We start from the raw sequence: 11764 nt of genomic DNA, 5'->3' as shown, positions 1-11764 counted from the left end.
AAAAAACCTTTTTCGTTACTTTTACTACTCAAACAATACACTACTCCAAAATGAAAATATTACTCCTAGGTTCAGGCGAATTAGGCAAAGAATTTGTCATTGCCGCACAACGAATCGGACAAACCATAATCGCAGTTGATAGTTACGAAAATGCACCGGCAATGCAAGTCGCGCACGGTTTTGAAGTCATCAATATGCTTGACGGCGAAGCGCTTGACAGAATCGTAGCCAAACACCAACCTGATTTTATAGTTCCAGAAATAGAAGCCATTCGCACCGAACGTTTTTACGATTATGAAAAACAGGGAATCACTGTTGTTCCTTCAGCGAAAGCGGCAAACTTTACTATGAATCGTAAAGCCATTCGTGACTTAGCAGCAAAAGAATTGGGATTAAGAACAGCAAAATATGAATACGCAACTTCAGCCGAAGAACTGCAAAAAGCTGTTCAGGAAGTTGGAATTCCGTGCGTAGTGAAACCTTTAATGTCATCATCAGGAAAAGGACAATCAACAATCAAAACAGAAAGCGATATAGAAAAAGCATGGCAGTATGCTGTTGCAGGTTCCCGTGGCGATGTTATTGAAGTTATTGTTGAAGCTTTTGTCGATTTCCATTCAGAAATTACTCTTTTAACGATTACTCAAAATAACAATCCAACTTTATTTTGCGCACCAATTGGACACAGACAAGAACGTGGCGATTATCAGGAAAGCTGGCAGCCGGCACAAGTTTCTGAAGCTGATTTATACGAAGCACAGGATATGGCCGAAAAAATTACCGAAGCACTCGGAGGCGCTGGACTTTTTGGTGTTGAATTTTTCCTAACGAAAGAAGGCGTTTATTTCTCCGAACTTTCTCCGCGTCCTCACGATACTGGAATGGTAACTTTAGCTGGAACTCAGAATTTCAACGAATTCGAATTGCATTTAAGAGCGATCCTAAGTCTTCCTATTTTCGAAATTACTTTAGAAAAAGCTGGAGCAAGTGCTGTAATTTTAGCTTCAGAAGATTCAACAAATCCAACTTTTAGCGGAATCGAAAAAGTAGCAGCTTTACCCAAAACCGATTTTAGGATTTTCGGAAAACCAACTTCAAGACCTTACCGAAGAATGGGAGTTGTTTTAAGTCATGATGCACTTTCAACCCCAATTAACGAAGTAATAAAACGCGCCAAAGAAACTGCAAAATTAATAACTGTAAATTCTTAAATTATGAAAAATATAATATTAGCAACTTTCCTTTTTATTGGAATTGCGGTACAAGCTCAGTCTAAAAAGAAATTTGACAAACCAACAATCGTAGAAGCTTCTTGCGGAGAATGTAAATTTGGGATGAAAGGTAAAAGCTGTGATTTAGCCATTCGTATTGATGGAAAATCGTATTTTGTTGATGGAACAAAAATTGACGAACATGGTGACGCACATGCCGAAGACGGATTCTGCAATGCTATCAGAAAAGCTTCTGTTACTGGCGAAATCAAAGGAAACCGATTTATAGCAACTTCATTTACCTTAATCGACGATAAAAAATAATGGCATTAATTCTTGAAAACATTGCTAAACACGTTTCTCTGACACCAGAAGAACAAGCACTTTTTTTATCTAAATTAGAAACTCATACATACAAAGCCAAAACGCTTTTATTAAATGCTGGAGAAGTCTGTAAACATTCTTATTTTGTGAACTCAGGAATTTTACGAAGCTTCAATATTAACGATAATATTGTGGAGCATGTTTTATCGTTTGCCTGCGAAGGCTGGTGGATGAGCGATATGTATAGTTATTTTTCGCAAAAACCAGGTCAGCTTTTTATTGAGGTTTTAGAAGAAGCTGAAGTTGTTTCTTTATCCAAAGAAAATCAGGAACAATTGTATCTTGAAATCCCAAAACTGGAACGCTTTTTCAGAATTTTAATTGAAAACTCTTTAGTTGCCAACCAACAGCGATTAATGGATAACTTGAGTTTGCCTGCGGAAGAACGTTTTGAAAAATTCACAAAAAAATACGGAACATTGGTTCACAAAGTTCCTCAAAAACAAATCGCTTCTTTCATTGGTGTAACACCAGAATTCTTCAGTAAAATGAAAGCTAGACTTTTGAAAAAGTAAAATTAAACCATTAAGATATTAAGATTCATTAAGCTAGACTTAATTTTTCTTATCGTTTAAGGATATAAAGCTTAACTTTCTTAATATCTTAATGGTAAAAAAAAAAAAAAAAAAAAAAAATTAAAATTGCTCAACCTCAGTAGAATGTTCCATTGCAGTTATTGCTGATTTTCCTAACATTACTGTATTTTGAACAGCGTCGAAATAAGAAGTCCCAACGAAAGCTTGATGTTTTACCGCTCTAAATCCATTTTGCTGTAAAGCAAATTCTCTTTCCTGCAATTCAGAATAACCAGCCATTCCTCGTTCTTTGTAGGCTTTAGACAATTCAAACATACTTGTGTTCAAAGCGTGGAATCCTGCCAAAGTGATGAATTGGAAACTGTATCCCATTGCGGCCAAATCTTCTCTAAATGTTTCCATTTCAGCAACAGATAATTTTGCTGCCCAATTAAAAGATGGAGAACAATTATACGCCAGCATTTTATCTGGGAATTCTTTTTTCATTGCTTTTGCAAATTTTCTCGCATAATCTAAATCTGGATTACTGGTTTCCATCCAAATTAAATCGGCATAAGGCGCGTAGCTTAAACCTCTCGCAATTCCTTGGTCGATTCCGTTTTTTACGTAGAAGAAACCTTCAGTAGTCTTTTCTCCCGTTAAGAATTTATGATCTCTTGGATCTGCATCGCTCGTCAATAAATTTGCAGCGTCGGCATCTGTTCTGGCAACAATTAAAGTTGAAACTCCCATAACATCTGAAGCCAAACGCGCTGCAATTAATTTATTAATCGCCTCTTGCGTTGGAACTAAAACTTTTCCGCCCAGATGCCCACATTTTTTAGCAGAACTTAATTGATCTTCAAAATGCACTCCAGAAGCTCCTGCTTCAATCATAGATTTCATTAATTCGAAAGCATTTAGATTTCCCCCAAAACCTGCTTCGGCATCGGCCACAATCGGAACCAAATAATCTTTTTTATCTTCAATATTATTTACAGTCTGAATCTGATCGGCGCGCAATAAAGCGTTGTTGATTTTTTTTACCACCATCGGAACGCTGTTTACTGGATAAAGCGATTGGTCAGGATACATTTCTCCCGCCAGATTTGCGTCAGCTGCAACCTGCCATCCGCTTAAATAAATCGCTTCTAAACCTGCATCAACTTCCTGAATCGCCTGATTTCCAGTCAACGCTCCCAAACCCGCAACATAATCCTGACTTTTTAACTTTCTCCATAATTTCTCTGCACCTATTTTTGAAATAGAATGCTCAATTTTATAAGACCCTTGAAGCGTTACTACTTCACTCGCAGTGTAAGGACGTTCAACACCTTTCCACCTCGGGTTTGTAATCCAATCGTTAATCAATTCCTGAATTCTGTCTTCTGTTGTTTTCATAATATAGTTTAGTTAAAGTGGTTAGTAAGTGTATAGTTTTCGGTTTAAACCGAGATTTTTAAACATATTTCGCTTTTGTGCTACGAAATGATTTTAAAAGATTTATTTACGAACGAAAATTGCTCGCAAAGTCGCCAAGTCGCAAAATTGTACTGAAAAGAATAAAAAAACTTGGCGTCTCTGCGTCTTTGCGAGATTAAACTCATCTGTTTATTATAAATACTTATAGCAAGGAATCGTTAGAAAATCTACAAAGTGCAGGTTTACCACTAATCTTTCCAGCATTTTTTCTGCTAATGGAAACTGTTGTTTTTCATAGTTTTCTTCACCTAATTCTTCCTTGATTTTTCTGAATTCGTCTAAAGCTAATTTGTGATAATAAGCCAAATCTAATTTTCGACCATTATCCAAAATCACTTTATTCTGAAGCCATTGCCACAATTGTGATCTCGAAATTTCGGCCGTTGCAGCATCTTCCATTAAATTGTGTAAAGCTGCGGCGCCTTGTCCGTTTAGCCATGAGGCCAGATATAGAACGGCTACATTGATATTTTTTCTAACGCCATTTTCAGTTATAAGTCCAATTGGCGGTTCGATTAAATCGGCTTCCGTAATTTTTCGATGTTCTCTTTTTATATGAATCTGATTTGGAGTCGGCATTCCTTTATCAAAAACTTCTTTTGCAATTGAAACTAAATCTGGATGCGCTACCCAAGTTCCGTCATGACCATTTCTAACTTCACGTTCTTTATCGGTTTTTACTTTCGCGAAAGCGACTGCATTTGCTTCTTCGTTATTTCGGATTGGAATTTGCGCTGCCATTCCGCCAATAGCATGAATTCCTCTTTTATGACATCTTTGAATTACCAGATTTGAATAAGCATTCATAAAAGGCGAAATCATATTTACTTGATCACGATCTGGAACAATAAATTTTGGATTTTTTCTGAACTTTTTGATGTAAGAGAAAATGTAATCCCAGCGTCCGCAGTTCAAGCCAACAATATGTTCTTTCAATTCATAAATAATTTCGTCTAACTGAAAACTTGCCGTTATAGTTTCAATTAAAACCGTCACTTTTATAGTTCCGCGTTTTAGATTCAGATAATCCTCAGTAAAATCAATTACATTATTCCACCATCGCGCTTCCAGATAATGTTCTAATTTCGGAATGTAGAAATATGGTCCTGAATTGTTTTCTAAAAGTCGTTTATGATTATGAAAAACATACAACCCAAAATCTATCAAAGAACCCGAAACTTCATTTCCTTCAACTAGAACATGTTTTTCCGGCAAATGCAAACCTCTCGGACGTACAATTAACGTTGCTATTTTTTCATTTAAATGATATGATTTTTGTTTAACCAAGTCGGTAAACGTAATTGTTTTGTTCACCGCATCGATTAAATTCACTTGTCCGTCCATTAAATTTTGCCAAGTTGGAGAAGTGCTGTCTTCAAAATCTGCCATGAAAGTTTTCGCTCCGGAATTCAACGCATTAATAATCATTTTACGATCAACTGGTCCAGTAATTTCTACTCTTCTGTCTAATAAATCTTTCGGAATTTCACCAGCTGTCCAATTTCCTTCTCTGATGCTTTTAGTTTCAGGAATAAAAACCGGCATAATTCCCTGATCAAAAGTGACTTGTTTCTGTTCGCGCTGTAAAAGCAATAGTTTTCGCTGTGATTCGAATTTTCTATGCAATTCAGTTATAAAAACAATCGCCTCTTCTGTCCAGATTTTTGGATAACGAAGCTTCTTTTCGGCTAAAAATTCCATTGCCGTTTCGGTAATTTCTAATTGGTTTTTCATAGCTGTGGTTTTTAATTTTTATAAGAAAAAAAATCTGATTGTTTACTTATCTTCTATTCATTTTAGAACATTAAAACCGTAACAATTTGATTTTTAATATTTTCTACACCACAATATTAGAAAAAAGTTTTTTACAAAACAAGCGAACGTTCGCTAAAAATGAAAAATAATTTTTTGGCGATTATTTTTAGAATAACTATATTTGGTTCATGGATATCGAAAAAGACTATATAAAGCTGATCTTCGGACTAAAATTGAAGCAAGTCAGAACACAAAAAAATCTTTCGCTTTTTGGCTTAGCCAAATTGACTAATCTTTCAAAATCGTATTTAAACGAGATTGAAAAGGGAAAAAAATATCCAAAAACAGATAAAATTTTGCTTCTCTGTGAACATTTGGACGTGACTTACGACCAAATGGTGTCTTTAAAACTTGATAATAACCTCGCTCCGATTGGCGAAATTTTAAAATCAGGCATTTTAAAAGAGATTCCGCTAGAGCTTTTCGGAATTCAGGAAGCTGATTTAATTGATATTATTGCGAATGCTCCAGCAAAAGTTAATGCGTTTATCAGCACGATTTTCGAAATCGCCCAGCATTATAATTTAAGTCGCGAAAGTTTCTTTTTAGCTTCTCTGCGTTCATATCAGGAAGCGCACAGCAATTATTTTGAAGATTTAGAAGAAAAAGCCATTGCGTTTTCGAAGTCTTTTCAGATTAATCTCGATTCCAAAATCAGCGTTGAAGAATTGGAAGCTATTTTAAAAGAAGAATACGAGTATATTATTAAAGAAATTGCTTTTACCGATCAGGAAGCATTGGGAGATTTACGTTCGATTTACGTTCCGAAAAGCAAAACTTTATTACTTTCTACCGAATTAGATGATCCGCAGAAAGCTTTTATTTTAGCTAAAGAAATTGCTTATAATTATTTAAAAATTTCCGATCGCCTGCTAACTTTTAGCTGGATTAAGTTTGACAATTTTGATCAGGTTTTAAACAATTTTTACGCTTCTTATTTTGCTGGTGCTTTAATATTGCCTAGAAAATTAGTAGTCGATAAAATCAATTCTTTTTTAGAAAATGAAAATCCAAAACCTGAGGAATTTGTTCAATTAATTGAAAGTTTTGAAGTTTCGCCTGAATCTTTTTATCAGCGATTGACTAATTTATTGCCAAAAGATTTTCAATTGAAAAACTTATTCTTTTTAAGATTATCGCATAAAATTGGTTCTGATTTTTATCAAATAAATAAAGAATTACACATCACGCATCAGCAAGAACCGCACGCCAACGAAACTAACGAACATTATTGCAGAAGATGGGTTTCGGTTAAAACAATTGACGAAGCGATCAAACAAAATAAATCTCATTTTTTTGATGCGCAAATATCTAGTTACGCCAATAGCGGAAACGAATATTTGGTTTTTTCATCGGCCACAAAAGATCCTTTTTTGCAAGATACTATTCGGAGTATTTCGGTTGGAATTTTAATCAATCCAACAATGAAAAAGAAGTTTAAATTTATTGAAGGAAAACCTTTAGTGAAAAGAATTGTTGGTGTAACTTGCGAAACTTGCGCTGTTCAGGATTGTTTAGAAAGAGCTGCTCCGCCAATTGTTCTAGAAAGAAAGAAACGTCATGAGAATACCGATTTGGTGGTGCAGCAGTTTATCAATCAATATAGTTAGAATCTTATGAAATATTTTGCTTTAATAATGACTCTGTTTTTCATCAACTTTAATCAAAAAACAGATAAACTTACTGGCCGTTACAATTATTTGATTGAAGACGAAGGTTCTTATATTCTGAAAGATAAAATTACTTTTAGCGATAGCGTTTTTAAGTTTGATAACAAATATCTGCCAAAAGGAAAAATTTCATATGGCAATGTAATATTATTGGATAACTTCATTAATACTGATTTGACTATCAGCATTCCAAAAGATCAAATTACAAAAGATACTATTCCTTTTTATATGCACGATAAACAAAGTCCAGCTGCGAATTATCTTGATGTAATAATAGGAAAAGGGAAATTGGTTAGGATTAAATAGTTTATTTTTTATTATTCTACACAATCTTGTCATTCCGAGGAACGAGGAATCTTCGTGAGAGGCTCGACAAAGATTGGCGACATGCTATTCGGAGTTACTTGCGGAGATTCCTCGTTCCTCGGAATGACAAAACTGTGTGGTTACTTTGAACATATGATGGATTGAAATCCATCCCTACAATATCTTTCGTTCCTTCGGAACTTCTTCTGAAAACAAAAACTTCTAATTTAGCCCCGATAGAAGTGGAAATCCTTTTGTGACGGGGTTCGGCACAAAAGATTGCAACGGATAGCGGGACTAGACGTCTTTTGAAAACCAAAATTTCTGCTCCAGAAAAAACTTAACGTCTCAGCTTAGAATCTTTTCTTAATCTACATTAAGTGCTTTTCCTTTACCTCGGCTGTATCTTTGTACTATAAAATTAACAAAAGGACAAAATCATGGAAAATATAGTATTGCACAAAGCAGACACAAGAGGAAATGCAAATCATGGATGGTTAAACGCTTATCACAGTTTTAGTTTTGCGAGCTGGTACAATCCAGACAGAATTCAGTTTGGAGCGCTTCGTGTTTTGAATGATGATACGATTGCAGCTGGAATGGGTTTTGGAACTCACCCTCACGATAATATGGAAATTATTACGATTCCGCTTGAAGGTGATTTGGCTCACAAAGACAGCATGGGAAATACTGAAGTTATTAAAAATGGGGATATTCAGGTGATGAGTGCGGGAACTGGAATTCAGCATAGCGAATTTAATCCGAATGCAGATCAGCAGACTAAATTATTGCAAATTTGGTTGTTTCCAAACAAAAGAAATGTAACGCCACGTTATCAGCAAATTACTTTAAATGTTGCTGACAGACATAATAAATTGGCACAAGTTTTATCTCCAAATGCGGATGATGAAGGAGTTTGGATTCATCAAGATGCGTGGTTTAACATGGGGAATTTTGATGCTGGTGTTACTACCGAATATAAAATCAAAAAAGAAGGAAACGGAGTTTATGCTTTCATCTTAAAAGGAAATGTTACGATCAACGGTCAGGAATTAAATTCTCGTGATGCAGTTGGAATTTCAGGAACTGATACTTTAAACATTAAAGCCAACACAGATGCTGAATTTTTATTAATGGATATTCCGATGAATTATTAATTCGAAAACAAAAAACAATTAATACCTGTATGCCGAAACGATAATAAATCTGTTTATCAGATAGTTATCGTTTATTTTTTTACTTAAACTTTACACTAAACCGAAAAAGAAAACTTAAATTTATAGGTATAAGTTTCTTTTAAAGAGATCTAAATTTTTCATTTCTTAATCTAGGTTAAGTGCTCCAGGACAACTGTCAGCGTAACTTTGTCCTATCAAAATGAAATAAATTAATTATTAAAAAATAAAATTATGGCAACTACAAAATGGTCAATTGACCCAACTCACTCAGAAATTGGTTTTAAAGTTAAACACATGATGTTTACAAATGTTTCAGGAAAATTTGGAACTTACGATGCTACAATTACTACAGACGGAGATAATTTTGAAAATGCAGCAATCGAATTTTCTGCTGACGTAGCTTCAATCGATACTGCAAACGCAGACAGAGACGGACATTTAAGAAGCGGCGATTTCTTTGATGCTGAAAATCATCCAAAATTAACTTTCAAAGCTACTTCTTTCAAAAAAATCAACGAAGGAAGCTATGAAATCACCGGAGATTTAAACATTAAAGGTGTTTCTAAAAGCGTTACTTTTCCTGTAGAATATAGCGGAATCTTAACTGATCCTTGGGGAAATACAAAAGTAGGTTTAAGCATAGAAGGAAAAATCAATCGTAAAGATTGGGGTTTAAACTGGAACTCAGCTCTTGAAACTGGTGGTGTTTTGGTTGGTGAAGAAGTAAAATTAAACATTGAATTACAATTTGTAAAACAAGCTTAATACTTTATAAATTAGGTTTTAATTTAGTTGGTTAAGAAGCCTGCATCTTTTCTCGGGAGTGCAGGCTTTTTTGCTTTTAGGAGCGGAGGCTTCGACTTCGCTCAGCCTGACATACGATATCTTTAAGAATACGATTGTCAGGCTGAGCGAAGTCGAAGTCCCTTTTTTACTTTATATTTCTAAATTCTGTTGGAGACATTCCCGTTTGTTTTTTGAAGAAACGGGAGAAATACGAGTAATCTTCGTAACCAACTTTAAAGGCTACTTCGTTTACTGCTAATTGTTTATCCATCAACATTCTTTTTATTTCTAGAATTACTCTGTCTGTAATTACTTCTGTGGCTGTTTTTTGGAGAATTTCATTGCAGATTCTATTTAAATGCTTCAACGTGATATTTAGTTTTTCTGAATAAAATGACGGCAATTTTTCGGTTCTGAAATATTCTTCTAGAAGCGATTCAAACTTGTTGATTTTAATATTGTACGAATGCGTTTGATGCGAATAGGTTTCTCCATATTTCCTTGCTACTTCAATGTGAATGCAGTCTAATAAATTCAACAATTTATCTAATTGATATTTATTATTTTGAATATTTTCTTGAATCAGCAAATCGAAATAAGGCTGGATTTTCGGAATTTCATTTTCTTCAAAAACCATTTCTGGTCGGTTATGAATGGAATGGTAAAAATTATAATCATTTATATTTTTCTGTCCGAAATATAAATTGTACAATTCCTGCGAAAAGATAATTACAAAACCTTCAATGTCTTCGGATAAACTCCAATGATGCATTTGTCCTGGCTGAAGCACAAAAAGACTTCCTCTTTTAATATCAAATTGATCAAAATCAACTTCATGCAATCCCGAACCTTTTGTGAAAAACACCATCAAATAAGAATCGTGTCGATGCGGTTCTTCGACAAAACTGTGGTTTTTTAAATGTTCTTTAAATGTATTGACATAAAAATCCCTGTGAATATCATTACAACTGAAATTCTGAACACTATAAATAGGATATCTTTTCATAAAAATGTCTTTATTGTGCTATAATAAGCGAAGATACTAAAAAGACTTTTACAACACTCTGATTTACCTTTGTATAAACAAAAAATAGCAAGATCATGTCACACGCATTAACTCATATTTTTAAGAACGAATGTCCTGTTTGTCACAAAGGAAAAGTTTTTACAGATAAAAATATCTTTCTGACTTTCGGTCTTCCAAAAATGAATGAATACTGCAGTCATTGCCATTACAAATTTCAAAAAGAACCTGGTTATTTCTTCGGCGCCATGTATGTAAATTATGGATTAACAGTAGCTCAGGGAATTGCAACTTATTGTGTAGCACAGTTTTTCTTTGAGAAAAATTTCGATTTGAGAATCATTCCAATTATTGCTGTTGTCATTACTTTACTGACCTCTTTTAATCTCCGATTTTCAAGATTAGCATGGATTTATATGTTTAAGGATTATTCGAAATAAAAAAATAGTACTTTTGCCTTCCAATTGAAACTAATTTTCAATTTTAAAAAAAATAAAAAATTAAATTAGACAAATGAAAGCATACGTATTTCCAGGTCAAGGCGCACAGTTTACAGGAATGGGCAAAGACCTTTATGAAAACTCGGCTTTAGCCAAAGAATTATTCGAAAAAGCCAATGAAATTTTAGGTTTCAGAATTACAGATATTATGTTCGAAGGCACTGCCGAAGAACTAAAAGAAACTAAAGTTACACAACCAGCTGTATTTTTACACTCTGTTATTTTAGCTAAAACTTTAGAAAATTTCAAACCAGAAATGGTTGCAGGACACTCTTTAGGAGAATTCTCTGCTTTGGTTGCCAACGGAACTTTATCTTTTGAAGATGGTTTAAAATTAGTTTCTCAACGTGCTCTTGCAATGCAAAAAGCTTGTGAAATTACTCCATCTACAATGGCTGCCGTTTTAGGTTTAGCTGATAATGTTGTTGAAGAAGTTTGTGCTTCTATTGACGGTGTTGTAGTTGCGGCAAATTATAACTGCCCAGGACAATTAGTGATTTCTGGAGAAACAACTGCTGTTGAAAAAGCTTGTGAAGCAATGAAAGCAGCTGGAGCAAAACGTGCTTTAATTTTACCTGTTGGTGGAGCATTTCATTCACCAATGATGGAACCTGCACGAGAAGAATTGGCTGCAGCAATTGAAGCAACTACTTTCTCTACTCCTATTTGTCCAGTTTACCAAAACGTAACTGCAAATGCAGTTTCTAATGCAAATGAAATTAAAAAGAATTTAATCATTCAATTAACAGCTCCTGTAAAATGGACTCAGTCTGTACAACAAATGATCGCCGACGGCGCTACTTTGTTTACTGAAGTTGGTCCAGGAAAAGTTTTAGCTGGTTTGATTAATAAAATCGATAAAGAAGCGGTTACTGCGAATGCTTAATTTTTAA

The 11764-nt window shown here is 34.4% G+C and carries 12 protein-coding genes; 9 read left to right on the top strand and 3 right to left on the bottom strand.

The features are described 5' to 3' along the window. The first annotated feature begins 50 nt into the window (after positions 1–50). The 3 genes from purT to NYQ10_RS08240 are packed head-to-tail and all read left to right on the top strand — an operon-like array spanning position 51 to position 2110. A complete protein-coding gene (gene purT / locus NYQ10_RS08250; protein WP_289879881.1) occupies positions 51–1211 on the top strand; it encodes a formate-dependent phosphoribosylglycinamide formyltransferase in 1161 nt (386 codons plus the stop codon). A 3-nt stretch (positions 1212–1214) separates the two neighbouring features. Further along, positions 1215–1535, top strand: a complete 321-nt coding sequence (locus tag NYQ10_RS08245; RefSeq protein ID WP_289879879.1) for a DUF6370 family protein — start codon at positions 1215–1217, stop codon at positions 1533–1535. Next, positions 1535–2110 (top strand): Crp/Fnr family transcriptional regulator, encoded by a 576-nt coding sequence (locus tag NYQ10_RS08240; protein WP_289879877.1) that lies wholly within the window; start codon positions 1535–1537, stop codon positions 2108–2110. Before NYQ10_RS08245 ends, NYQ10_RS08240 begins: the two co-directional genes overlap by 1 nt. Before the next feature lie 120 nt (positions 2111–2230). Here the strand turns inward: NYQ10_RS08240 and aceA are convergent, their stop codons facing one another. Both aceA and aceB read right to left on the bottom strand, forming a co-directional pair. After that, positions 2231–3511, bottom strand: a complete 1281-nt coding sequence (gene aceA / locus NYQ10_RS08235; RefSeq protein ID WP_289879875.1) for an isocitrate lyase — start codon at positions 3509–3511, stop codon at positions 2231–2233. A gap of 213 nt (positions 3512–3724) precedes the next feature. Next, positions 3725–5326, bottom strand: a complete 1602-nt coding sequence (gene aceB / locus NYQ10_RS08230) for a malate synthase A (RefSeq protein WP_289879874.1) — start codon at positions 5324–5326, stop codon at positions 3725–3727. Positions 5327–5535: 209 nt separating this feature from the next. Here aceB and NYQ10_RS08225 point away from each other — a divergent pair, with 209 nt between their 5' ends. The 4 genes from NYQ10_RS08225 to NYQ10_RS08210 all read left to right on the top strand — a co-directional run bounded on the left by NYQ10_RS08225 (position 5536) and on the right by NYQ10_RS08210 (position 9326). Then, positions 5536–7017 carry a helix-turn-helix domain-containing protein gene (locus tag NYQ10_RS08225; protein ID WP_289879871.1) on the top strand — a complete coding sequence of 494 codons (1482 nt, stop codon included), beginning with the start codon at positions 5536–5538 and terminating at the stop codon, positions 7015–7017. Between the two features lie 6 nt (positions 7018–7023). Next, positions 7024–7383 (top strand): hypothetical protein, encoded by a 360-nt coding sequence (locus tag NYQ10_RS08220; protein ID WP_289879869.1) that lies wholly within the window; start codon positions 7024–7026, stop codon positions 7381–7383. 440 nt (positions 7384–7823) lie between these two features. Further along, a complete protein-coding gene (locus NYQ10_RS08215) occupies positions 7824–8540 on the top strand; it encodes a pirin family protein (protein WP_289879868.1) in 717 nt (238 codons plus the stop codon). 252 nt (positions 8541–8792) lie between these two features. Beyond that, positions 8793–9326 carry a YceI family protein gene (locus NYQ10_RS08210; RefSeq protein ID WP_289879866.1) on the top strand — a complete coding sequence of 178 codons (534 nt, stop codon included), beginning with the start codon at positions 8793–8795 and terminating at the stop codon, positions 9324–9326. Positions 9327–9492: 166 nt separating this feature from the next. Here the strand turns inward: NYQ10_RS08210 and NYQ10_RS08205 are convergent, their stop codons facing one another. Next, positions 9493–10353: a helix-turn-helix domain-containing protein gene (locus tag NYQ10_RS08205; protein WP_289879865.1), complete on the bottom strand. Its 861-nt coding sequence runs from the start codon at positions 10351–10353 to the stop codon at positions 9493–9495. A gap of 95 nt (positions 10354–10448) precedes the next feature. Between NYQ10_RS08205 and NYQ10_RS08200 the strand changes: the two genes are divergently transcribed. Then, positions 10449–10811 carry a DUF983 domain-containing protein gene (locus NYQ10_RS08200; protein ID WP_289879864.1) on the top strand — a complete coding sequence of 121 codons (363 nt, stop codon included), beginning with the start codon at positions 10449–10451 and terminating at the stop codon, positions 10809–10811. A 73-nt stretch (positions 10812–10884) separates the two neighbouring features. Next, positions 10885–11757, top strand: a complete 873-nt coding sequence (fabD, locus tag NYQ10_RS08195) for an ACP S-malonyltransferase (RefSeq protein ID WP_289879861.1) — start codon at positions 10885–10887, stop codon at positions 11755–11757. The last annotated feature ends 7 nt before the right edge of the window (positions 11758–11764 follow it).

Source organism: Flavobacterium johnsoniae (genome assembly GCF_030388325.1).
GTDB lineage: Bacteria > Bacteroidota > Bacteroidia > Flavobacteriales > Flavobacteriaceae > Flavobacterium > Flavobacterium johnsoniae_C.
Note: the sequence above shows the minus strand (reverse complement) of the source record. Positions and strands in the feature narration are given on the sequence as shown.